The organism is Tropicimonas aquimaris (genome assembly GCF_042676185.1).
GTDB classification, from domain to species: Bacteria; Pseudomonadota; Alphaproteobacteria; order Rhodobacterales; family Rhodobacteraceae; genus Tropicimonas; species Tropicimonas aquimaris.
Window position 1 is genome coordinate 242836 of record NZ_JBHTJT010000008.1, and the last position, 22435, is coordinate 265270.

The 22435-nt window shown below is 65.1% G+C and carries 20 protein-coding genes; 7 read left to right on the top strand and 13 right to left on the bottom strand.

The features are described 5' to 3' along the window. Positions 1-126 precede the first annotated feature (126 nt). Together ACFQ2S_RS07590 and ACFQ2S_RS07595 are read left to right on the top strand one after the other, a co-directional pair. Entirely contained in the window at positions 127-651 is a 525-nt protein-coding gene (locus tag ACFQ2S_RS07590) for a molybdopterin-dependent oxidoreductase (protein WP_386073853.1), read from the top strand. Positions 652-689: 38 nt separating this feature from the next. Further along, positions 690-3251, top strand: coding sequence for a PAS domain-containing hybrid sensor histidine kinase/response regulator (locus tag ACFQ2S_RS07595; RefSeq protein ID WP_386073854.1), 2562 nt, complete (start codon positions 690-692; stop codon positions 3249-3251). A gap of 21 nt (positions 3252-3272) precedes the next feature. Here the strand turns inward: ACFQ2S_RS07595 and ACFQ2S_RS07600 are convergent, their stop codons facing one another. The 10 genes from ACFQ2S_RS07600 to ACFQ2S_RS07645 form a co-directional block, all read right to left on the bottom strand. Beyond that, positions 3273-3998, bottom strand: a complete 726-nt coding sequence (locus tag ACFQ2S_RS07600; RefSeq protein WP_386073855.1) for a NapC/NirT family cytochrome c — start codon at positions 3996-3998, stop codon at positions 3273-3275. A 35-nt stretch (positions 3999-4033) separates the two neighbouring features. After that, positions 4034-4474: a nitrate reductase cytochrome c-type subunit gene (locus tag ACFQ2S_RS07605; protein ID WP_386073856.1), complete on the bottom strand. Its 441-nt coding sequence runs from the start codon at positions 4472-4474 to the stop codon at positions 4034-4036. Positions 4475-4495: 21 nt separating this feature from the next. Further along, on the bottom strand, positions 4496-5419 hold the full coding sequence (gene napH / locus ACFQ2S_RS07610; protein WP_386073857.1) for a quinol dehydrogenase ferredoxin subunit NapH: 924 nt from the start codon (positions 5417-5419) through the stop codon (positions 4496-4498). After that, positions 5416-6273 (bottom strand): ferredoxin-type protein NapG, encoded by an 858-nt coding sequence (gene napG, locus ACFQ2S_RS07615; RefSeq protein WP_386073858.1) that lies wholly within the window; start codon positions 6271-6273, stop codon positions 5416-5418. Before napG ends, napH begins: the two co-directional genes overlap by 4 nt. A 48-nt stretch (positions 6274-6321) precedes the next feature. After that, the gene (gene napA, locus ACFQ2S_RS07620; protein ID WP_386073859.1) at positions 6322-8814 is read right to left on the bottom strand and encodes a nitrate reductase catalytic subunit NapA; all 2493 of its coding nucleotides are present in this window, start codon (positions 8812-8814) and stop codon (positions 6322-6324) included. Positions 8815-8830: 16 nt separating this feature from the next. Continuing rightward, the gene (locus tag ACFQ2S_RS07625) at positions 8831-9112 is read right to left on the bottom strand and encodes a chaperone NapD (RefSeq protein ID WP_386073860.1); all 282 of its coding nucleotides are present in this window, start codon (positions 9110-9112) and stop codon (positions 8831-8833) included. Next, a complete protein-coding gene (napF, locus tag ACFQ2S_RS07630; RefSeq protein ID WP_386073861.1) occupies positions 9109-9615 on the bottom strand; it encodes a ferredoxin-type protein NapF in 507 nt (168 codons plus the stop codon). The genes ACFQ2S_RS07625 and napF overlap by 4 nt, the downstream gene beginning before the upstream one ends. A gap of 266 nt (positions 9616-9881) precedes the next feature. Beyond that, positions 9882-10757 (bottom strand): glutathione-dependent disulfide-bond oxidoreductase, encoded by an 876-nt coding sequence (gene yghU, locus ACFQ2S_RS07635; protein WP_386073862.1) that lies wholly within the window; start codon positions 10755-10757, stop codon positions 9882-9884. Positions 10758-10774: 17 nt separating this feature from the next. Continuing rightward, complete coding sequence (locus tag ACFQ2S_RS07640; protein ID WP_386073863.1) at positions 10775-11437, bottom strand: DsbA family oxidoreductase; 663 nt, start codon at positions 11435-11437, stop codon at positions 10775-10777. A gap of 52 nt (positions 11438-11489) precedes the next feature. Then, on the bottom strand, positions 11490-12044 hold the full coding sequence (locus tag ACFQ2S_RS07645) for a carboxymuconolactone decarboxylase family protein (protein ID WP_386073864.1): 555 nt from the start codon (positions 12042-12044) through the stop codon (positions 11490-11492). A 221-nt stretch (positions 12045-12265) separates the two neighbouring features. Here ACFQ2S_RS07645 and ACFQ2S_RS07650 point away from each other — a divergent pair, with 221 nt between their 5' ends. Both ACFQ2S_RS07650 and ACFQ2S_RS07655 read left to right on the top strand, forming a co-directional pair. After that, positions 12266-12856, top strand: a complete 591-nt coding sequence (locus tag ACFQ2S_RS07650) for a TetR/AcrR family transcriptional regulator (protein ID WP_386073865.1) — start codon at positions 12266-12268, stop codon at positions 12854-12856. Positions 12857-13268: 412 nt separating this feature from the next. Beyond that, positions 13269-15824, top strand: a complete 2556-nt coding sequence (locus ACFQ2S_RS07655) for a hypothetical protein (RefSeq protein ID WP_386073866.1) — start codon at positions 13269-13271, stop codon at positions 15822-15824. Positions 15825-15984: 160 nt separating this feature from the next. Here the strand turns inward: ACFQ2S_RS07655 and ACFQ2S_RS07660 are convergent, their stop codons facing one another. Continuing rightward, positions 15985-16476, bottom strand: a complete 492-nt coding sequence (locus ACFQ2S_RS07660; RefSeq protein ID WP_386073867.1) for a hypothetical protein — start codon at positions 16474-16476, stop codon at positions 15985-15987. A gap of 71 nt (positions 16477-16547) precedes the next feature. Then, positions 16548-18170 (bottom strand): hypothetical protein, encoded by a 1623-nt coding sequence (locus tag ACFQ2S_RS07665; RefSeq protein ID WP_386073868.1) that lies wholly within the window; start codon positions 18168-18170, stop codon positions 16548-16550. A gap of 159 nt (positions 18171-18329) precedes the next feature. Between ACFQ2S_RS07665 and ACFQ2S_RS07670 the strand changes: the two genes are divergently transcribed. From ACFQ2S_RS07670 to ACFQ2S_RS07680, 3 genes are all read left to right on the top strand, one after another. Continuing rightward, positions 18330-19445 carry a phosphatase PAP2 family protein gene (locus ACFQ2S_RS07670; RefSeq protein ID WP_386073869.1) on the top strand — a complete coding sequence of 372 codons (1116 nt, stop codon included), beginning with the start codon at positions 18330-18332 and terminating at the stop codon, positions 19443-19445. Further along, positions 19433-21448, top strand: coding sequence for a hypothetical protein (locus tag ACFQ2S_RS07675; protein ID WP_386073870.1), 2016 nt, complete (start codon positions 19433-19435; stop codon positions 21446-21448). Before ACFQ2S_RS07670 ends, ACFQ2S_RS07675 begins: the two co-directional genes overlap by 13 nt. Before the next feature lie 135 nt (positions 21449-21583). Further along, complete coding sequence (locus ACFQ2S_RS07680) at positions 21584-21853, top strand: hypothetical protein (protein WP_386073871.1); 270 nt, start codon at positions 21584-21586, stop codon at positions 21851-21853. A 17-nt stretch (positions 21854-21870) separates the two neighbouring features. On the opposite strand, the gene ACFQ2S_RS07685 is transcribed toward ACFQ2S_RS07680, so the two are convergent. Continuing rightward, on the bottom strand, positions 21871-22344 hold the full coding sequence (locus tag ACFQ2S_RS07685; RefSeq protein WP_386073872.1) for a heme-degrading domain-containing protein: 474 nt from the start codon (positions 22342-22344) through the stop codon (positions 21871-21873). Between the last annotated feature and the right edge of the window lie 91 nt (positions 22345-22435).

The following is a 22435-nucleotide window of genomic DNA, read 5'->3' on the forward strand; positions in this document are numbered from 1 at the left end:
GGCCGGCAAAGCGCCGACGGCATGGCGACCTATCCGTTCGGATAGGTCGCTATACCCTTGACCAACTGGCCCATATGGCGATCCGTGCTAGGGACGACATACGCAAGCAGCGAACAGGATCAGGACATGCGCAAGCTCCACGGACTCTCGACAAGCCTCGCAGCCATCGCATTCACCGCGTCAATTTCCGGCGCAGCCGGTGCGGCGGACCTGCCGCAACCGGAAGGTGAGGTCGTCCTGACTGTAAGCGGTGCGATATCGACAACAAACGGCGACGACGTGGCCCGGTTCGACCTGGACATGCTCAGCGCCCTGGAGAGTCGCACCATTGCCACCACCACGATCTGGACCGAAGGGGAACAGGAGTTCACCGGCGTCGGTCTGGATACGCTGCTCGACCTGCTCGGGGTCACCAGCGGAACACTTTCGGCCACCGCGATCAACGACTACTCGGTCACGATCCCGGTGGCCGACGCCATCCCGGACGGTCCGATTGTCGCCTATGCCAATAACGGCGAGCCGATGTCGGTGCGCGACAAGGGGCCGCTCTGGATCGTCTATCCCTACGATTCCAACCCCGAGTACCAGGCCGAAAGCATCTATTCACGAAGCATCTGGCAGCTTGACCGGATTGAGGTTCAGCCGGAATGAGCCAACTGGTTCGATAAAGACACAACTGAAGGGGCACCATGAAAGACCGGTTCAGGACTTCCACTCTTCACGGTGCGCGACCGATCCTGGTCGTCGTTGCAGCCTTCGCCTTTGCCGGCGCCATCCTCATGCTGTCGAGCGAGGTGTCGCGCAAGCTGAGATCGCTGGACGTTGCGCATTCCGACAACGTTCAATGGACGCTGTCCCAGCTTGAAGTGGAATTCCTGCTGTTCCAGATGTCTCTGCGCGAAGCGCGGGACGGCTCCGAGACATCGCTGCTTCAGATGAAGCGGCGCTTCGACGTGTTTTACAGCCGGGTCGCCACGCTTCGGAACGGCACGGCCTACCAAGACCTCAAGAATGACTATTCCTTCGCGCTCAGCCTGGTCCCAGTGGAGCGCTTCCTGAGAGATACGGTCCCGGTGATCGACGGTCCGCGCGAGGTGCTTTTCGCGGAGATCCCGGCGCTGGACTCCTCCGTTGCGGAGCTTCGGGAAGACGTGCGCAATCTCTCGCTGCGCGCCCTCGAGCTGTTTGCCAAGACCTCCGACGAGCGGCGGGACGCGGTTTCGGCCACGCTGCTGAAGCTCGCCATCACGCTGGCTGCGCTGGTGTTGCTGCTCGTCCTGCTGTCTTTCGGACTGTGGCGGATGAACCGGTCCGCCGTGCAGAGCGGGCGCGAACAGAGGCTGCTCGCCGCGCGTCTGCGGGCGATTATCGGCACCTCGCTCGACGCGGTGATCGAATCCGACGGCAAGGGCGTCGTCAAGCAGTTCAACGGCGCGGCGGAGCGCGTCTTTGGCTATACCGAGAAGGAAGCGATCGGCCAGTCGCTGGTGGACCTGATCGTTCCCGACCATTACGCGGCGGCGCATACCGCCGGCATGAAGCGGTTCATGGAGACCGGCAAGCAGCGCGTCGTCGGTGTGGGGCGCGTCGAACTGGAGGGCAAGCGCAAGTCGGGCGAGGTCTTCCCGGTGGAGCTGTCGATCGACACGATCGAGAGCGAGGATGGGGTCAGCTTCGTCTCCTTCCTGCGCGACATCACCGAGGACAAGCGGGCGGAGAAGGAGCTGGTCACGGCACGCGACAAGGCACTGGCCGGAGAAAAGGCCAAGGCGGATTTCCTCGCGGTGATGAGCCACGAGATGCGCACGCCGCTCAACGGGTTGCTGGGAACCATGTCGTTGCTGCGCGAGACCGACCTGACATCCCGGCAATCGACCTATCTCGACAATATGGACGCCTCCGGCCACCTGTTGCTGCACCACGTCAACGACGTGCTCGACATCTCCAAGTTCGAGGCCGGGCGGATGGAGATCTCCTCGGAGGTCTTCGACCTGGCGGAACTTCTCAGCGACGTGGTCGCCGGACAGAGCAGCGTTGCCGCCGCCCACGGCAACACGCTGGTTCAGGTCTGGACCTCGCCCAAGCCGGGCGAAGTGCGCGGCGATCCGGTGCGGCTGCGACAGGTGCTGCTTAACCTCGTCAACAACGCGCTTAAGTTCACCCACGCGGGCGAGGTCCGGCTGGAGGCCGAGGTGAGCGGCAGCGGCCGGCGTCGGATGGCGGAGTTTCGGGTCATCGATGACGGGATCGGCATCTCCGACGCCGACCAGGCGCGGATATTCAACGATTTCGAGACCATCGACACTTCCTACGGCCGCAAGACCGGCGGCACGGGGCTCGGCCTCGGAATCTCGCGGCGCCTCGCCAAGGCGATGGACGGCGAGATCGGCGTCGAGAGCATCGAGGGCGAGGGTAGCCTGTTCTGGGTGCGGATCCCGCTGGAGATCGCAACCGGTCAGAAGACGGCTGCGCTGGATCGGACAAGGAAGGATCAGGAGGGCAATCTGTCGATCCTCATCGTCGAGGACAACGAGATCAACCGCAGCGTGCTGCACGGTATGCTGACCCAGGACGGCCACAGCGTGTCCGAGGCGTTCGATGGCCGGGAAGGCGTCGCGGTTGCAGGCGCGCAGGCGTTCGACCTGATTCTGATGGACATCAGCATGCCGGTCATGGATGGCATCGCCGCGACCCGCGCGATCCGTGACGGCGACGGCCCGAATCGCGACACGCCGATCCTCGCCGTCACCGCACATGCAATGCCCGCCGACCGTGACGTTTTCCGTGACGCCGGCATGGTCGGGCTGGTCACCAAGCCGATCGAGCGCGACAGCCTCCGGCACCAGCTCAGCCTGATCGAGAAGCGCACCGGCCCGGACATGCCGGCCCCCGCAGTAGCGGCCAGCAAGTCGGACGGGCCGGTGGATGACGCCTTGCGTGATCTGGTCGAGACCCTCGGGGCGGACAAGGTCACGGGCCTGGTCGGCAGCTTCGTGAACGAACTCGACGCTGGTGCGGCGCTTTTTGCATCCGACGCGATGGATGCGGAGCCGCTCGGCGATCTGATCTCGCGCGCACACAAGATGGCCGGCTCCTGCGGGACGTTCCAGGCCAAGTCCCTGCACCGGGCTCTCGGCGACATCGAAACCCTGGCGAAATCCGGCGACGAGGCCGGCGCCCGGGCCGCGATGCGCGCCTTTCCGCACCTCTGGCAAGCCGAGCGCACGCAATTCACGCGCCGCCTGTCCTGACGGCGCGCTGGCTGCCGGGCGTTACTCGGCGCTTCCGGAGAGGTAGCCCCGGATCGCGCTTCCAAGACCTGCGGGATCGATCATTCCGACCCGCGTGACCGGCCCGTCGGCCTCGGTGCCGGCGACCTCGTCCACCACCCGGCGGTATTCCTCAAGGTAACCTTCCGGCAGGCCATGGGCGATGCCCTGATGGCAGTCGATGCAGGTCATGCTCTCGTCGATCGCCTTCTGGTGCTCGGTGGCGGCGCGGGTCTCCTGGATGGTGAAATCCATGAACTCGAAGGCGTGACAGTTGCGGCATTCGCGGCTGTCGGTCTTCTTCATCTTGGTCCAGACCGCGCTGGCCATATGCAGCCGGCGCTCGTCATATTTCTCGTCGGTGTCGATCGTGCCCATCAGCTCGTGATAGACGTCCTTGCTGGCCATGATCTTGGCCTTGACCTTGTGCTGCCACTCATGGGGCACGTGGCAGTCGGGGCAGGTCGCGCGCACGCCGGAGTGGTTGTTGTAGTGCACCGTCTCCGTATATTCGTCGAAATTCTTCGTCATCGTGTGACACGAGGTGCAGAATTCCTCGGTGTTGGTCTCTTCCAGCGCCCAGTGGAACCCGCCCCAGAACATCACCCCTGCAACGAAGCCCGCAATTATCAGAAAGCCGAAACTGAGGACGCTGCTGGGTCGCCAGAACCATTCCCAGGTACGCCGAAGGAAACCGGGCCGCTTGCCGTCTGTGCTGTGCTCTGCCATCGCTTGTATTCCTTGTCTGACGTCTGACGTCTGGCTCAGCGGCCGGTGGACGGTTCGAAGGTGTTTTCCACCAGTTCCGGCGCGTTGGCCTGCGGCACATGGCACTGGTTGCAGAACCAGCGGGTGCCGGCGATGTGGTCCATCTCGTTGCCATCGCGGTCGAGGTAGTGGGTCATCGAAAGCGTGGGCGCGCCGCGGTCGCCGGCATTGGTCCAGTCATGACAGCTCAGGCATTGGTTGGCGCGAAGGTCGATCTGGTACTGGTCGATCGAATGCGGGATCAGCGGCGGCTGCTGGCGGTACTCGCGGTTGAATCGTTGGGTCTCCTGCTGGAAGACCTGCTCGACCGCGACCGGATCGTCGACCGCGGCGCCGCGCAGGGTGGAGAGTCCACCGGCCGACTGCGCGAGGCCAGTGCCGACAAGGGCGAGGGACGCCGCGAGGGCGAAGGCGCCTGCGAGGTTCGGCTTTTTCATCATGGTTCTCCGTTGCTCAGTTCACGCTGCTGTCTGTTTGGGCGGCCGGGATGTGGCGGCCGCATCTGTCGGGGTCTCGACGTGGTCGTCGAAACGGTGAGTGAAGGCGAAGACGTCCATCGCGCAGACGTCGATGCATCGCCCGCAATTGGTGCAGTCGGGCGACAGGATCAGGGGAGTGCTCGCGCCCTTGCCCCTGAGGGCGGGCGAGATCACCTGGTTTTCCGGGCAGACCTCGTAGCAATCCATGCAATCGTCGCAGGCGTCGCGGCGCACCGCGCTGACCCGCAGCAGGCTCTTCGCGCCGATGAGGCCGTAGAACGCGCCCACCGGGCAGACATGGCCGCACCAGCCGCGCCGGGCCACGACAAGGTCGAAGACGAAGATCGCTGCAACGAGGGCCCAGACGAACCCCATGCCGAAGACCAGCCCGCGGTGCACCATGGTGACCGGGTTGATGACCTCCCAGGCGATGGTGCCGGTGAGGGCCGAGACGATCAGCACCGTGGCGAGGATCCAGAGCCGGGCGGACCGCTTGGGCTGCCAGCCCTTCTGCAGGCCGAGCTTCACGTGCAGCCAGTGCGCGGCGTCGGTCACGGGGTTGATCGGGCATACCCAGGAGCAATAGACGCGGCCTCCGATCAGCGCATAGGCGACCAGCACGATCAGCCCGCCGATCAGGGCCGTGGTTTCCGGCCAGTGGCCGGCGGCCATCATCTGCGCGAGGATCAACGGGTCGTTCAGCGGCAGGAAGCCGAAGGTCATTGAGCCCGCCAGGTTGCCCTGCACCCACCAGATGCCGAACCACGGACCGAGCAGGAACAGCAGCAGGAAGAACGCCTGGCTGAGCCGGCGCAGCACCAGGTACTTGTGCGCCCCGAACCACCCCTTCTTCTCCAGGGCTTCCTGTCCGGTGGGCAGATGGACCTTGCCGGTGGTGCTCATTGGCTCACCTCCGGCAGTTGGAAAGTCGGTCGGAAGCCGCCACCGCTGCCGTCGATCGCGCCGAGGCCGGGCTCGTAGCCGCCGGGTGCTGCGAGGTTGTCGGTGCCGGGGCCGGGCAGGCGGTCGGGCAGGTCGATGATGCCCTCGACCACCGGGGCGCCCTTGGCGTCCTTCTCCTCCCAGCCCTTGCGGTAATGCTCGGCCGGCGCACCACGGGCCAGCCGCAGGGGTAGCACCTTGATCGCGGCCTCGGGCAGCACGCATTTCTTCTCGCAGATGCCGCAGCCCGTGCAGGCCTCGGCGTGAACCGTCGGCGCAAAGATCGCGTGGTGGCCGGAGCGCTCGTTGTGGCGCACGTCCAACGTGATCGCCTCGTCGATCATCGGGCAGACCCGGTAGCAGACGTCGCAGCGCAGGCCGAGGAAGTTCAGGCAGTTCTCCTGATCGACCAGCACGGCCGTGCCCATCCGCGCGTCCTCGATGTCGGTCAGCTCCTTGTCGAGCGCGCCGGTAGGGCAGGCGGCGACGCAGGGGATGTCGTCGCACATCTCGCAAGGCACATCGCGAGCTGTGAAGAAGGGCGTCCCGGTGGCCGGCCCGTCCTCTCCCAGAGCCGCGAGGGTCAGCGTGTCATAAGGGCAGTCCCGCACGCAGAGGCCGCAGCGGATGCAGGCGGCGAGGAAGTCGTCCTCGGGCAGCGCCCCCGGCGGCCGCAGGGCCTGATCCGGAAGCGCCCGTGCATCGCGCGACACATAGGCCAGGAGCGACCCCGCCACCGCACAGCCCGCGGCCATGCGCGCGCTGTCGGTCAGGAACCGACGGCGGTTGACGGTGCTGGGCGTGGCGGCGGCCATGGCTCACTCCTGCGTGCTTCGAGGCAACGCGCGTTTCCTGTTGCGCGATCAGGCCCGTTCGACCTTGCAGGCGCATTTCTTGAAGTCGGTCTCCTTGGACAGCGGGCAGGTCGCATCGAGGGTCAGCTTGTTGGTGAGCTGGCTCTCGTCGAACCAGGGCATGAAGACCAGACCGCGTGGCACCTTGTTGCGGCCCCGCGTCTCGACCCGGGAGTTCACTTCGCCCCGGCGGGTGGAGAGCACGATCTCCTGGCCCCGGCGCAGCCCGCGTTCGCTGGCGTCGTCGGGGTGCATGAACACCACCGCAGACGGAAAGGAGCGGTGCAGTTCGGGCACCCGGCGGGTCATCGAGCCGGAATGCCAGTGCTCCAGCACGCGGCCGGTGCAGAGCCAGAGGTCGAATTCCTCGTCCGGCTCCTCGGCGGCGGCCTCGTAGGGGGCGAAGATGATCTTGGCCTTGCCGTCCTTGTGGCCGTAGAACTTCACCTCCTCGCCTTCCTTGACATAGGGGTCATAGCCCTCGCGGAAGCGGTAGAGGGTCTCCTTGCCGTCCACGACTGGCCAGCGAAGCCCGCGGGCCTGGTGATAGGTGTCGAACGGCGCGAGGTCGTGGGCGTGACCACGGCCGAAAGCGGCATATTCCTCGAACAGGCCCTTCTGGACGTAGTAGCCGAAATCGGCGCTCTCGTCGTTGTCGAAGCCCTCGGCGGTCTCGGAAAGTGGGAACTGATCAACCACGCCATTGGTGAACAGCACCTCGTAGAGCGTCTTTCCGGCAAGCTCCGGCTTCAGCGCCACCAGTTCCTCGCCCCAGGCCTCCTCGACGGTGAAGCGCTTGGAGAACTCCATCACCTGCCAGAGGTCGGACTTCGCCTCGCCCGGCGCCTTCACCTGCTGGCGCCAGAACTGGGTGCGGCGCTCGGCGTTGCCATAGGCGCCTTCCTTCTCCACCCACATTGCAGTGGGCAGGATCAGGTCGGCAGACAGCGCGGTGACGGTCGGGTAGGGGTCGGAAACAGTGATGAACGTCTCGGGGTTGCGATAGCCCGGGAAACCTTCTTCGTTGATGTTGGGCGCGGCTTGCATGTTGTTATTGCACTGCACCCAGTGGCACTTGAGCTCGCCGTCCTTGAGCATCCGGTTCATCAGAACGGCATGGTAGCCGGGCTTGGGCGGGATGGTGCCCGCGGGGATGTTCCAGGCGGTTTCGCAGATCGCGCGATGCTCGTCGTTGGCGACCACCATGTCGGCCGGCAGACGGTGTGCGAAGGTGCCGACCTCGCGGGCGGTGCCGCAGGCCGAGGGCTGGCCGGTGAGCGAGAAGGGCGAGTTGCCCGGCTCGGAGATCTTTCCGGTCAGCAGGTGGACGTTGTACATCAGCCCGTTTACCCAGGAGCCGCGCGTGTGCTGGTTGAAGCCCATGGTCCACAGGCTCATCACCTTGCGGTTCGGGTCGGCATATTGCTGCGCCAGCCGCTCGAGCTGCGCCACCGGCACGCCGGACAGCTCGGAGACATACTCGGCGGTGTATTCGGAAACCGCCGCGGCGTATTCCTCGAAGGTCATCGGCGTCAGCTCGCCCGAGTTCGGGTTGGCCGCCTGCATCTGCAGCGGGTTGTCGTCGCGCAGGCCGTAGCCGATGTCCGTCGCCGTCTTCGTGATGTTGACGTGCTTGTCCATGAACTCCTGGTTCACGGCGTCGTTCTGGATGATGTAGTTGGCGATGTAGTTCAGGATCGCCAGGTCGGTCTGCGGCGCGAAGATGATGCCATTGTCGGCCAGTTCAAAGGATCGGTGCTCGAAGGTGGAAAGCACGTGCACCTCGCAGCCCGGCTTGGTCAGGCGGGTGTCGGTCAGGCGCGACCACAGGATCGGGTGCATCTCGGCCATGTTGGAGCCCCAGAGCACGAAGGTATCTGCGTGCTCGAGATCGTCGTAGCAGCCCATCGGCTCGTCGATGCCGAAGGCGCGGATGAAGCCCACCACGGCGGAGGCCATGCAGTGCCGCGCGTTGGGGTCGATGTTGTTGGACCGCAGGCCCGCCTTCATGAACTTGGCGGCGGCATAGCCCTCCCAGACGGTCCACTGGCCGGAGCCGAAGATCGACACGCCGGCGCCGCCTTTTTCCTTGATCGCGTCCTTCCACTTCTCGGCCATCACGTCGAAGGCCTCGTCCCAACTCACCGGCTCGAACTCGCCGTTCTTGTCATAGGCGCCATTGGATTTGCGCAGCATCGGCGTGGTCAGGCGGTCCTCGCCATACATGATCTTGCTGAGGAAATAGCCCTTGATGCAGTTCAGCCCGCGGTTGACCGGCGCGTCCGGGTCGCCCTGCGTGGCGACGACCTTGCCGTCCTTTGTGCCCACGAGAACCGAGCAGCCGGTGCCGCAGAACCGGCAGGCGGCCTTGTCCCAGCGGATGTCGGGCGTCTGGATCTGGGCCTGGGCGGGCGCGCCGGGCAGGGTGATCCCCGCTGCGGAGGCCGTCGCAGCCGCTGCGGTCGATTTAAGGAAGGTCCGGCGGGATTCCGACATTGTCATGCTCAGGTGCTCCGGTTCAGAGGGTGCAAGGGGTGGCGACCGGCTGTGGCCGGCTGTCGCCGCCCTCGGGGTCTTCGAAGTGGTGATAGGTCAGGGTGACGGAGATCACCCCGGGGATCTGGTGCATGTCCATGATCAACTCCGAGGCGCGTTTCGCACCGGTATCCTCGACGACGACGACGAGGCGTTCGTCCTCGGTCACGGCATGGACCTCGGCCCCGTCCATCGCCTCGATGGCGGCCCGGGTGGCCGTGCCGCGTCCGGGGGCGGCATGGATCAGGCATCCGCAGATATTCATTGGGTGACCTCGCATTCGGCAGGGGCGCGATGGGAAAGGGAAACCGCCCCGACGGGGCAGATGGAGATGCAGCCGCCGCATCCGGTGCAACCTTCGTCATCGACGATCGGCTGGGCCCGTCCGCCAAGCGCCGGCCGGAAGCGGATCGCCCGCGGTTCGCAGGCGTCCTCGCAGGCGCGGCAGGACACGGCGTTGAGCGACAGGCATTCGGCCGAGATGGCCGCGACCCAGGGCCAGTCTCCCAGCCGGTCTGCGGACAGCGCGTCGGTCGGGCAAGCGCGGGCGCAGTCGCCGCAGAAGGTGCAGGCGCCCAGGGCAAGATCGAGGCGCACGGCGCCCCGGTTGTCGGTCTGGATGATGGCTTCCGGGCAGGCGGCGGCACAGTCGCCGCACCCGGTACAGGCGCGCTCGAATCCTGCAGGCCGCGCGCCCGGCGGACGCAAAAACTCACCGCCGCGGAGCGATCCACGCAGAAAGTCGCGTCGGCTTGTCGGGATTGGCATGAAGGCATCCGAACTGGCTGTATGTTCTCGGAGCCTATTATCAGGGCGGCGCTGAATCAATCTTGACCAAAGTCAAGGCACACAAAGAATCACAATCACATCAGCAGGGTCCGCGATGCAGTAGAGGCAGGGCAGGAAACGCCAGTGTTCGCCGGGGAGAGCACCTGCGGCATGTTAGGGGCGGCAAACGAAAAACGCCCGAGGCGCATCTGGGCGCCTCGGGCGGGTGTGTTGCATTCCTAGTGCGTCGCAGAGGGTGCAGGATCCTAGGCCGCAGAGTCCCGAGTCAGCTTGTCCTGGGTGCGCAGCTCGAAGTCGGATGCGTCGTGGCGCTCGTGCAGTTGCTCGGAGGGATCCCCCGCGAGCCGGTTCACGATGCGACCGCGCTGGACGGCAGGACGTGCCAGGATCTCTTTCGCCCAGCGGCGCAGGTGGGTGTAGCTCTCGACGTCGAGGAATTCGCCGGCGTTGTAGGAGTTGCCGAGTACCAGGTTCCCGTACCAAGGCCAGGTCGCGATGTCCGCAATGGTATAAGTGTCGCCACCAAGATACCGGTTGTTCGCCAGTTCACGGTCCAGAACGTCCATCTGGCGCTTGGCTTCCATCGTGTAGCGGTTGATCGGGTATTCGAACTTCTCGGGCGCATAGGCATAGAAATGCCCGAAGCCGCCGCCGAGATAGGGGGCCGATCCCTGCAGCCAGAACAGCCAGTTCATCACCTCGGTGCGGGCCGCAAGATTCTTGGGCAGGAAATGTCCGAACTTCTCCGCGAGGTAGAGCAGGATCGCGCCGGATTCGAACACGCGCAGGCCGGTTTCCGTGTCGAACAGGACAGGGATCTTGGAATTCGGGTTCAGCTCCACGAAGCCGGAGGAGAATTGCTCGCCCTTGCCGATACGGATCAGAAAGGCATCGTATTCCGCGCCGGTCTCGCCGATCGCCAGAAGCTCCTCGAGCAGGATCGTCACCTTCTGCCCGTTTGGCGTGCCCTGCGAGTAGAGCTGCAGCGGATGCTTGCCGCGCGGCAGCTCCGCCTCGTGGGTTGCGCCGGCGATGGGGCGGTTGGTGCTGGCCCATTCACCGCCATTCTCGGCGTCCCAGGTCCAGACGGCAGGTGGTTGGTAGGTGTCGTTCCCTGTCATGGGGTATCTTCTCCTGCTCAGTGAGTCTCGGCCCGCATTTGTGCGAGTTTGTTCAATATGTCGATGTAACCGTCTGCGCCCTGCGCGCCAGTGACGAGGTGCCGACGGTCGAAAACCATGGCCGGAACGCCACGGATGCCTTGCTGGAGCCAGAAATTCTGCTCGGTGCGCACGTCGGAGGCATGACGCTGCTCCGTGAGCACCGCCAGCGCCTCGGCCTGGTCGAGCCCGACCTCACCCGCGATGTCGGCCAGCACCTCGTGGTCCGAGATGTCGCGGCGGTCGGTGAAATAGGCCGCGAAGAGCGCCTGTTTCAGCGGATGCTTGCTGCCTTGCAGGTCGGCCCAGTGCAGAAGCCGGTGGGCGTCGAAAGTGTTCGGCATCCGCATGTCGTCGGTGTAGTTGAACGCAAACCCGAGGTCGGCGCCGATCTCGGCCAGCCGCTGGCGGTTGCGTTCGGACTCCTCCGGCGATGAGCCGTACTTTTCCGCGATGTGCTCGCGCAGGTTCTGGCCTTCGGGTGGCATCTGCGGGTTCAGTTCGAACGGATGCCAATGGATCTCGTGCCTGGTGCCGGTGGCCTCCAGCGCCCGGGCAAGCTGCCGGTAGCCGACGATGCACCAGGGACAGACGACGTCGGACACGATGTCGATCCGCAGTGTTTCGGAAGCGTCGGTCATGGACGCGTCTCCTTGGTCAGGTCCCGCCCGAAGGCCGGACCCCGTTCGGCGATCAGCTCGCCTTTTTCCATTCGAATTTCCGGAACACCTCGTCGACCGGCGTGTTCACCAGATGATTCACGTAGTTGGACATCACCTTCTGCGCTACCCCGAGAACGACTTCGAGCACCTGCCGCTGCGTGAACCCTGCATCGAGGAACGCCCGGACGGCCGCTTCGTCGACATCGCCACGGTTACGCACGACCGACAGGGTGAAGTCGCGCAGCGCCTCGAGTTTCGCCGTAGGAAGCGGCGTCTCGTTGCGCAGGGCTTCGGTGATCGCGTCGTCGACCTTCATCATCTTGGCGATCGCGGTGTGAGCCGGAACGCAGTAGTGGCAGTTCTGCTCGACGTTGATGGTCTGCCAAACGACGGTCTTTTCCTCGGCGTCGAAGCTGGAGCCCATGAACTGCTCGTGTGCGAAATTGTAGGTCGCCAGAAGGCCCGGCGCCTCGGCCATGGCGGCGTGCAGGCCGGGGATGCGTCCGTTCTTTTTGCGGCTCTCGGCCAGCAGCGGCTTCGACGCCTCGGGCGCGGTGGTTTCGTCGTGGAGTGTGTACTCGGTCATTTTGGTCTCCTGCGGTCTGGCCGCACTTGCGTAAGCGGATCGGGACTGCGCCGGCTGTGCGTCGCGATCCCTGTCCGCGCTTCGATGACCCTCACCTAGGTGCCTTTGAGTGTTTGCTCAATTATAGATTTGAGCACTCACTCAAACGTGAGCCCTGCGCGCTCGCTCTGACGGGACAATGCCCGCGGAACTGCTTATGTTCCCCGTCGATGACACGAGCCATGCCATATAACCGCGAGACCGCCCTTGAGGCGGCGATGACGCTTTTCTGGAAGAAGGGCTATCACGCCACTTCGCTGAAGGATCTGGAAGCGGCGCTGAACATGAAGCCCGGCAGTATCTACGCGGCCTTCTCCAGCAAGGAGGGACTCTTCCTCGAGGCGCTTGCCCGTTACTACGAGACCTCCCGAGGCGCGTTTGTCGCGGAGATGGCCAAGGCCGGCTCGCCGCTTGAAGGGGTTGCACGGCATATCCGGAGCTATGCCGATATCCCCACGGACCATCCCCGGGCGCAGGCGTGCATGCTCTTGAAGACCCTCGTGGACACGCGCGCGACCGAACCGGCAATTGCCGAGAAATCGCGGGAATACCTCTCCGGGATGCGGGACGCGATGACCGAGGTCTTCGAGCGCGCAATCGCGGCGGGTGAGCTTCCCGAGGATACCGATCCCCAGCGGCTCGCGCGCCGCTTGCAGGCCTGCATCATGGCGCTGCGCTTTGAACTTCACCAGGGCACCCGGCAGGCTGACCTCTCGGCGCTGGCTGAGGACATGGCGCGAGAGTTCGAACGGCTGCGAAAGGTCTCGGCCTGAGCTTCGCTCTCGGTTCCAGTGATTTGCTTCAGCCTGCGTTCCCCTTGTGGAAGGCGGACTTGTCCAGACAGGCGGGCAATCTGCGATCGCTTTCGGCGTTCGGGAACCAGATCGTTGCACGCGATTTGATCTCGGTCAACGACGTGTCCTCTGAAATTTAATAAATCAGATATATAATTTGTGCTGGGCGTCTCGGGGAAGGGAGAGCTTGGCGTCTGGCCAGGTTAATTACCAGAATCTCTAACTATGGGGGATGGAGATGGCCCAGAAATCGCAAAGAAATTACCTTCAGGACGTGCTTGAGGACATTCCTTGGGAAACGCCATGGAGCACGCCGGAGGCTCGCAAGGGGGCAGCGTCTGTTTTGCCTCTGACTGGAGATATATCTTATCTGGACTCCGTTCTGGACAGCGTGGCCGCATCCCTCGCGGCATCGGGGTCCAAGACGTCCAAGGCGGCGATCTCAAGGGCCGGACAGGCCACCGACGCGATTGCCGGGATCACGGGCTCTGCCCGTGCCTCTGATCTCTGGGACCGGGTCGTTGCAGATCTCGCAGACCGGATCGGAGGCAAGCCTGACGGCGCCGGAACTGGCGGCGACGGCAACGCCTATGGCGGCGAGGGCAACCCACTGCAGGGTGGCAGCGCTGACAAGGGCGGTGACCGCACCGGCGTCGGCGAAAAGCCCGACAAGGGCAACGACGGCGAGGGCAACGCTGACAGGGGTGGCAACGGCAACGCCTACGGCGGCGATGGCAACCCTAACGCGGGTGGCAAAGGCAACGGAGAGGGCGGTGGCGACGGCATCCCCGACAAGCCCGATGACGCCGGCAACCCCGGCCACGGCAAGGGTGACGGCACCGGCGACGGTGACGGGGTTCCCGACAAGCCGGCTCCGGCTCCGACACCGCCGGACGTTCCGCTGCTGGATCCCGAAACGGTCCAGTACAAGTCCGCCTATACCTTCAGGATTGGCGACATAACCGTCGGCTGGAATGGTGAAACGCTCGCCACGCGACAGGAGAGCCTCTCCGACACACCGGCGATGACCTCCAAGGCTGGCGTTGAAATGTACGCCATCGACAGCCAGTTCGGCTTCTACGTGACCGACTTCATCGGCGCGCAGGACAAGGACTTCGACGATGACTTCGGCGAAGGCTTCGTCGGCGAACTGGCAGGCGGCGGCATCGCCGTGTCCGACGCCCGGACCGACACCTTCTCGGTGCCGGCGCGGTTGGGGACATGGCTGGAAGGCATCGGCGGCAACTTCGTCAAGGCATCCACCGAGCACTACTCGGTGATGCAGGCGATCCTGTCCGACCAGGCCTATCCGGGTGACACGAGCGGCTACTACCAGCTCGACGACGATCTCCGGATCATCGACTACCGGACCGGTGACGACGGCATGCCGGTGGACGCCGATGGCAACCCGAGCAGCTCGCTGGTCGAGGATGTCATGCACGGCTTCTACGTGAAGGAACTGATCGGGGCGCTGGAGGTCGCCGGTGGCTACACCGAGCCGACAGACCTCTACAAGGACTTCGATCGTGCCGGCGCCGTCGACGTCTACTCGGCCTACATGACCGACATCGAGATCGACGGCGTGATGCGGAACGTGGCGGTCGTGGACATCGGCAACGATGGCACCATCGACTACTACGACAGCAACCTGAACGGTTACGGCGTCTTCGGTCTGGCGGATGTTCTCAAGCCGAACGAAAGTTCGATCATCGAGGATATCGCGGTCGGCGATGACTACTCGGTCACGCTGAAGGACGACGGCAAGTTGCTCTATCGCTGGGGCAACGCGGTCAAGCGGCCGAACGACGTCCGGATCGATGCCAAGCTGGATCTGCCGGATGAATGGCAGGTCGACGCAGACGGAGACGGTTTCGCGGATGTTCTGTATCGGGTCACGGCCGCCGAGCTGGTGGTGAACCATACGGTCACCAACAACCCGAACGACCAGATCCGGCCGGAGGACTTCGAGAACGAAGCCGCCATCGGTATCCTGCCAAGCTACGCGGTGGACGAGAACGGCAATTGGGTCTCGACCGACGACTTCTATGCCGGTGACGGGACGTTCCTGCCGGCGGGCACGGTCCTCCGCGACTTCTCGTTGATCGACGCCGTCGACGGCTCGATGCTCGACACGATCGGCGGGCTTTCTTCCGACCTGTTGGGCGGCTTCACCGAAGCCTGGTACACCACGATGGATCGGGAACCGTTCATGGCCGACCTGAACGAAGACGGGACCGAGTACGACATCGGTCCGCGCTGGCGGCTCCAGCCTGACAAGTACGGGCAGGATCTTCCGAGCGTGATCATCCCGCAGGATCCGAGCGAGGCCCCGCCGGTTGCCAATGGAGAGGAGAAGTACGAGGTCGGTGTCGACACCACGACCGTGCTGAACCTGCTCGACTGGAACGGCACGTCTCCGATGACCCTGAGTGCCGGCTGGATGACCGATGCGGGCGAGGTTTCCGCCAACGGCGTGAACATGACCGCTGACTTCGATGTCGCCTTCTACATCAAGGGGGACATGAAGCCGGTGAACCTCTACGATGCCCAGCTTCTCATGGAATATGAGGAGGTTGCCATCGAGGCCGCTGACAGCGTCATCGTCGGAAGCACCGGCGGCGACACCCTCGTCGGTTCCGGAAGCAATACGTTCTACCTCAGCGGTGCCGGTTCGGAGAGTGCCGATGGAGCGGCGGACCTTCTGGTTCTCGGTTACGGCGAACTGACGGCCGCCGGGGTCGGCACCAACGACGTCTACGCCTTTGCGGCGGACGACGGGGATGCCGTTGGACTGATCGGGTTCGATCTCGATCCGGACAACTACAACATCCACCTGACGCAGAAGATCGTCGAAGACGATCTGGAGTTGAGCTTCGACGGTACGCAGATCGCCACCCTCTACGGTGTGGACGAGTACCTCGGATCCGACGCCTTCTACTTCGCGTAGGTGAGTCAGGCGGTCACTGCATGGAAATCAGCTCCATGCTACCAACGGGAGGCACCGGGCATCGCCCGGTGCCTTTTTTCTGGAATGAATCTTCTGACGGCGCGGACCGGCGCTTCCCAGCCTCGAGGGGCGACCCGAGGCGCGATTCTCGTCGCCGGCTTCAATCGTGGCAGCCGGCAGCCGCCTTGTATAACGGGCCCTCGGCCGGGTGCTGCGGGGCACCCCTGGACGGAGCCTTGTCGATCGGGCTGGCATCGTTCAGCCGCCTGAGGATCAGCGCGCCGGCCGGACAGGCGGCGCGCGGCCCTATCCCGAGCCCAATGGTGAGAAAGGCAGTGATGCTGGAGCAGACTTCTTCGGGAGGAATTCCGAGAAAACCGTTGCCGGGAACGTCATCCTGCCGGCTTCGGAGGTCCTCCGCGAAGGCCTTCACCAGCCTCTCGCTGACCTGCCGCCCGAGGGCCGACGGGTCGAGCGACGGGCTCGCGGACCCGATCAGCCCCTCGATCGGTCCTTCGCTGATGGCACTCGCGAGAATTTCGCGCCCAAGCCTCTCCTCCAGCCATGTATTGCCCGCCACTTTCGACTCGCCCTGGTCCAGGGCAATCGATTCCGCCAGAAGGGCGAGCGTCAGATTTTCCAAAGACGGCATGCATGACTCCTTGCGATCGCGTCGTGCAGTCAAACAAGGCCAGCGTTAGTGCAGCGTGATCCGGCGGAAGGTTATTCGAGGCCGCGGAGGAAATCGGCGTCGGAAAGCCCGGCGCTGCGCATCATCGAGACCGGATATGTCTCGTCCTCGATCAGGCGCCTGACGGTGAATTCGGGTTCGACCGACCGCAGCAATTCGATGGAGCGGCGCGTCGCTTCCTCGTTATGGGCCAGAGAATAGAGCCCGATAAGGTACCGCAACGGCGGCCGGAACGCGGGGTTCAGCGAGCGTGAGGTCTCGAGATGGGCCGTGGCCTCCTCGAGCCTGCCGGTGACGGCGGCGGTGAGGGCGACCTGGAATTCCGTCCAGAACCGGAAAGAAGCGTTGTAGGACAGCATCTGCGCCGTCTTGGCGGCGGAATAGGCCTTCTCGCTGTCGCCGGTGTACAGCAGAGCGGTCGACCAGGACCACCAGGCGAGCGGGTTCGATGGGTTCGCCGTGACCGCGATCTTGGAGAGCTCGCGGCTCGCCTGTCCGTCGCGTTCCAGCGCCATCCGCGCATTGGCGACCGAGCAAAGCACGTTGGAATTGGTCGGCTCGTCGGCGAGTGCGTCCGCACAGAGCCGCCGGACGGCCTCGGCCGTCTTCGCGCGGTCGACGTCGCAGAACTCCACGTAGCGGATCACTTCGAGCTGCGCGAGCCAGGCGTCGAACAGGCCGCGGGCCTCGATCTCCCGCGCCCGGAGGAGGAGCCGCTTCGCCTCGTCGAGATCCTTGCGCCGCATGGTGAACATCTTGCGCAGCGCGGTGTTGGCTAGGGCGTCCGCATCATGGTCGTGCTGGCGGTTCGGGGCGGAGCGACAGACGAGGCCCATCACGGCGACCACCGCCCGGTGGCTGAGCGCCATGTGCGCGATGCCGACAACGCCCTGAGAGGCGGGTTGGCGGGCGATCACGCTGTCGGTCCAGACGGCGCGTTGCGTACCGCTTTCCACGATCGACATGCGCAGACCCATTTCTTCCGTGCTGCCAGTCGAGAACGCCTCGACCTCGGCCACGAGCAGGTCGGGTTCAGCCGCACTGGGCGTCGCGAAATGTGCGTCGATATCGAAGTTCTCGCGCAGGGATTTCGAGAAATGGTCGCAGAATTGCTTCTCGAACATCCGCAGCGCCGAGCCCTGCGCGCTGCCGAGTTGGAGCACGATCTGCCGCTGCGTGCGGTGATGATGGGCGAGGGGGGTGGAAGGCGCGCGCGGGGGCGGTGCCTGCGTCGGCTCGGCGCCCGTCGGCTGGCGTTTGCTGCGCATCAGCGTCAACCAGTCGTTGAACTCCGGGCTGTCGACATCGAGCCCCTCCAGGAATTCGGCATCGGGCGTATCGCTGTCGATCACCGTGACCCGTCGGGTGTCGAGGCCGACATTCACCCGGTCGGTCAGCAAGGCCGCGTCGAGGGCTTCGGAAGAGCGGCGCAGCGTCCGCAGTGTCTGGCGCAGGTTGGCCTGGCTGGACTTGGTTTCCCCCTCCCAGAGCTTGTCCTGCAGCCAGACGCGCGTGCGGGTCATGCGGGCCTCGGTGGCCAGCAGCGCGAGCAACCCCTGGGCCTTGCGTCCGACAGGAGTCACTTCTTCGCCCGCCCGGGTCTCGACCCGGAATCGGCCGCAAAGATGGATCGTCAGTTCCGGGTCCGTGGTCATGGCTAATCCGTCCGACCGGGGCGCGTTGGCCACCCTCTGTCCTTACGTTAACGATTTCGCGGGTGCCCGTGAAGTCAGCGTGAGTCAATTGAAAAGTGCTTTGTTCAAGGGGGGATGTCGGTCACACTGGCGGAATTTCGAGGGACAGAGGGTTTGGATATGGCAAATGGGCTGGCAGCCGGAGGTGGTTTCGGCGGCGGATTTGGAGGCGGTTTCGGGGGCGGCTTCGGCGGAGGTTTTGGCGGCGGCTTCGGGGGCGGTTTCGGCGGCGGATTCGGAGGTGGTTTCGGAGGCGGCTTCGGCGGAGCAGGGGGCGCGGCCTCGCCGCTTCTGTCCTCCGCGCTGACGACATCGCACGACGCGCTGGCCGGCTACTGGAACACGGGCTCCGGCCTGACCAGGCCATCACGGACCTCTGTTGGAAACGACCTGAGTTACCTGTCTCCCGGCCGGCGGGCCGAGGTGCTGCTGGGCCAGATGCTCGGCCCGCTGTCGGTGAGCAACCCCGCCAAGGGGGCGGCGAGGCTGCGGGTCGGAGAGGCCGATCTCTTCGAGATCCGGAGGCCGGGCGAAAAGGATTTTGAGGAGCAGATGCGTTACCTGCGCAACTACGCAGACCTGCGCTCGGACCGCATTCCGGAGATCGTCGCCCAGACGGCGACCATCATGCCGTTCTTCGGCACGCTGACCCATCTGAACGAGACCGCCCGGAAGTCGACGCTGGACCTTCTGGTGCTGACCCAATCCCTTGCTATCGCGCTGGAAATGCAGGTGAAGCATTTCTGCTGGGCAGCCCGGCCGGTGGAGCGCAGCGAAAAAGTCCAGCCGATCATCCAAACGCCGGACCATTCGAGCTTCCCCTCCGGCCACGCCACCGAAGCCTTCGCGCTGGCGACCGTGCTGGACCGGTTGCTGATTGGCGACAAAGGGCCGGTGCAGACCCGCATGGCCTATCTCGCCGCATACCGGATCGCGGTGAACCGGACGATTGCCGGTGTGCACTACCCGGTGGATTCCGCGGCTGGCGCGGTGCTCGGCTGCACCATCGGCGAGCTGGTCCTTGCCGCGGCCGAGGGGCGGCACATGCGTCCGCGCGGCTATGGCGGGAAGGGGCCGGGGCAGTGCAAGCTCGACGCCAAGGCGGATTTCGACCTGAGATGGCTCGCCCATTCCTTTTTCGACGAAGCATGCGAAGAAGGTGGCGGGGTAAAGGTCGAGAAGATCCCGCTGATCGCCGAGCTCTTCAAGGAAGCCAAGAGCGAGTGGCCGTCGTGACCCGCTGGAGCGCGTGGCGCCCGGTGCGGGAGCCGGGCGAGTCGCCCTATCACGACTGGTGGAGCAGGATGGAGCGCGGCAGCGGGCATCCCGCGCCCGCGGGCCGGATGCATGACGTGGTGCCCCTGCGCGCGCTCCTGCCCGGTGCACGCGGCAAACCCGTCGATCCCCGCCTCCGAATGAGCAATGCCCTGACCGCGCCGACCCCGCCGGGCACCTGGAACGCCGGGTTCAAGGCGCATCTCGAGGCGCAGGGCGACTGGCTGCCGCCTCTGGAGCGTCTGCCCGTGGTGCCAGAGGGCACGGTGATGGTCGGGGTGATCGACGCCGACATCCCGCTCGGCCACACCCGCCTTTGCGATGCCGCTGGCAACACCCGCATCGCCGCCGCCTGGCAGATGGGGCTGCCGGACGGGCCGGATTACCTTCCGTTCGGCCATGAACTCTACGCCGCCGATATCGACCGCTATCTGAGCGAGTACCGGTCCGGGCCGGAGAACCGGCTCGATCAATCGGCTTTCGACCGCCGCACCGGGATGGTCAACATGAAGGACCGATACGCACGCCGCGCGCTGGCCAGTCGCTATTCGCACGGCGCGCATGTGCTGGACGTCACGGCAGGATGCCGGCCCGAGGGCGACCAGGATCCGATTGCCCAGACCCGGGTCCTCGCGGTCAACCTGCCGCCGCGGATCGCCTTCGGCGCGTCGGGCGAGTTCCTCGACTATTACATGGTGCATGCGCTCCGCCGGATCGTCGACCTGAGCGATGCGATCTGGCTGCGGAACCACCCCGAGCCGGGCGACGGCCCCTACGGCTATCCGCTCGTCGTCAACCTGTCCTTCGGCCGTCAGGCCGGGATCAAGGACCGCAGGGGGATATTCGCGCGCGCGGTCAGGCAACTGCTTGAACTGCGGCGGGCGGATTATGCGCCGATCGACGTCGTGACCCCCGCGGGCAATGACAACCTCGAGCGGATGCACGCGGTTGCCAGCCTCGCACCCGGCCCGAATGGGGCGGGCGAGGCGTCGGAACTCGAGCTGCGCATCCAGCCGGGGGACCAGTCCTCCGGCTATGTCGAGATCCTGTTCGAGGCGGATGTCGAGGGGCTCGATCCGCGCTACGCGCCGCTCGAGATCGATGTCGTGCCCCCAGGAGGAACGTCTCAGCCGCGGCGGACCCGCGTGAACGCGCGGTCGCTTTGGGGAGAGGTGGCCGAGATCCACTGCGGGATGGACCCGGCCGACCGTCAGGACGGCAAGCAGCTCTTCCGCATCCTCGTCTGCGTCGCGCCGACGAGCCGACCGGGTGACACCGGGCCTTGCGCTCCGTCCGGCGCGTGGAATATCCACCTTCGCAACAGGGGCGTGCACCGGCTGGAGATCGACCTCAATATCCAGACCGATCAGGCTATTCTGCCCGGCAGCACCGCCGGCCGTCGCGCCTATTTCGACAGCCCCTATTACCACCGCTACAACGAAGCCGGGCGGATGCTCGACACGGCGGCGACCGAGCCGGTGCCCGTCAACAGGCCTCCGGGCGCGCCGCCGGGCACTCCGGTTGTGCTGCGCCACAGTACGATCAACGCCACCGCGTCGAGCACGCAGGTCGCCTGCCTCGGCGGCTACCGGTTAAACGACGGCCGCGAGGCGCCCTATTCCTCCACCGGCGCGGGGGTGCCGCTGCCGAAAGATGGGCGCAGCGCGCCAACGGCGGCGCTTCCGACCGAAGACGGGGCAGCGATCTACGGCCGGCTCGCTGCGGGCTCGGCCGACGGATCGGTCGTGGCCATGCGGGGCACGAGTTTCGCGGCGCCACAGGCGGTCCGCTTTGTCGCGCTCGCGCGGCTGAGGGGTGAGCTGGCGAAATCCGGCACCGAGCTGCTGACAGAGCAGGCCAGCAGGGACGAGGCTCAGGCGGGTTTCCCGACAGGCCGCATGACCGTCAAGTCCGGCGCGGGCCGGATGCGCTCTCCCTTCCCGGAACCCGTGAAACGACTCTGAAAGAAATTTTTGACGTGCCTTCAGGTCCTTGCGGTTGCGTGGGGGCCGCATCACGCATGATTCACGCAGCGGCTGTCATGGTGTCCCTGCGCTTCATTTCCAGACTGATTTGCTCGCTTCGCTGGGAGATCTGCCATGACCAGAGTGATCAAAGTATTCGCATCAGACAGGTCTGACCTTATGGCGTTTCTTGCCAACAGCCAGACCGGCTTCGGCCCGGGCTCCTTTGTCCTCCCGCAGCGTCGCGGGGTCGCGACCATTGTCTTCGCGGACAAGTGGGCTGTCGAACTGCTTCGGTCGCGCCGGACGCAGGGTCGCCGTCTCGAATTTCTCGACATATTCTCCGACCCGCGGGATTGCCTCGAGTTCGACGCCGAGTCGGTCAGCGCCCTGTTCAATACCTGAGATCGCGCCAAGGCGCGTCAGGAGAGCATTTTCTCCAGCACTCCGACGATCATCGCGTGGTCATCCTCTGACGCCAGACCGGAGACGGTGACCGCGCCGATCACACCCACTCCCTTCACGCGAATCGGAAAGCTGCCGCCATGGTCGGCGAAGTCCATGGGGTCGAGGCCGAGCGACGTGCCGACCACGTTGCCCTTGGCGGCGTTGCGCATCCCCACCAGCATTGACGAGCGATGCTTGCGGAGCACGGTATTGCTCTTGCGCCGTGCCCAGTGGTCGTTGTCCGGGGCGCTCCCCGGCAGAGCCGCGTGAAACAGCGTGCGGTCCGGGGTGCGGATGTCGATCACCACCGCCGCCGCTTCAGCCTGCGCGGCCGCGACGAGCGCGGAGCCAAGATCCAGCGCGGTCACCTCGTCGAACGCCTCGAACACGAGCGTCGCTTCCTGGAGTTCAAGCTGTTCCATCGTGGGAGCCTTGGAAGGGGTGGGCATGATCGGTCGTCCTGTAAATGGAGGCCATGGGCGTTTTGGCCTTTCCGTTTCGGTTCGCGTCTCCGGTCGACCGCCCGTGATCGGCGGTTTT

Coding starts and splice junctions, on each gene's coding strand:
- ACFQ2S_RS07590 (WP_386073853.1), top strand. CDS start 127: ATGCGCAAGCTCCACGGACTCTCGACAAGCCTCGCAGCCATCGCATTC.
- ACFQ2S_RS07595 (WP_386073854.1), top strand. CDS start 690: ATGAAAGACCGGTTCAGGACTTCCACTCTTCACGGTGCGCGACCGATC.
- ACFQ2S_RS07600 (WP_386073855.1), bottom strand. CDS start 3,998: ATGGCAGAGCACAGCACAGACGGCAAGCGGCCCGGTTTCCTTCGGCGT.
- ACFQ2S_RS07605 (WP_386073856.1), bottom strand. CDS start 4,474: ATGAAAAAGCCGAACCTCGCAGGCGCCTTCGCCCTCGCGGCGTCCCTC.
- napH (WP_386073857.1), bottom strand. CDS start 5,419: ATGAGCACCACCGGCAAGGTCCATCTGCCCACCGGACAGGAAGCCCTG.
- napG (WP_386073858.1), bottom strand. CDS start 6,273: ATGGCCGCCGCCACGCCCAGCACCGTCAACCGCCGTCGGTTCCTGACC.
- napA (WP_386073859.1), bottom strand. CDS start 8,814: ATGACAATGTCGGAATCCCGCCGGACCTTCCTTAAATCGACCGCAGCG.
- ACFQ2S_RS07625 (WP_386073860.1), bottom strand. CDS start 9,112: ATGAATATCTGCGGATGCCTGATCCATGCCGCCCCCGGACGCGGCACG.
- napF (WP_386073861.1), bottom strand. CDS start 9,615: ATGCCAATCCCGACAAGCCGACGCGACTTTCTGCGTGGATCGCTCCGC.
- yghU (WP_386073862.1), bottom strand. CDS start 10,757: ATGACAGGGAACGACACCTACCAACCACCTGCCGTCTGGACCTGGGAC.
- ACFQ2S_RS07640 (WP_386073863.1), bottom strand. CDS start 11,437: ATGACCGACGCTTCCGAAACACTGCGGATCGACATCGTGTCCGACGTC.
- ACFQ2S_RS07645 (WP_386073864.1), bottom strand. CDS start 12,044: ATGACCGAGTACACACTCCACGACGAAACCACCGCGCCCGAGGCGTCG.
- ACFQ2S_RS07650 (WP_386073865.1), top strand. CDS start 12,266: ATGCCATATAACCGCGAGACCGCCCTTGAGGCGGCGATGACGCTTTTC.
- ACFQ2S_RS07660 (WP_386073867.1), bottom strand. CDS start 16,476: ATGCCGTCTTTGGAAAATCTGACGCTCGCCCTTCTGGCGGAATCGATT.
- ACFQ2S_RS07665 (WP_386073868.1), bottom strand. CDS start 18,170: ATGACCACGGACCCGGAACTGACGATCCATCTTTGCGGCCGATTCCGG.
- ACFQ2S_RS07670 (WP_386073869.1), top strand. CDS start 18,330: ATGGCAAATGGGCTGGCAGCCGGAGGTGGTTTCGGCGGCGGATTTGGA.
- ACFQ2S_RS07680 (WP_386073871.1), top strand. CDS start 21,584: ATGACCAGAGTGATCAAAGTATTCGCATCAGACAGGTCTGACCTTATG.
- ACFQ2S_RS07685 (WP_386073872.1), bottom strand. CDS start 22,344: ATGCCCACCCCTTCCAAGGCTCCCACGATGGAACAGCTTGAACTCCAG.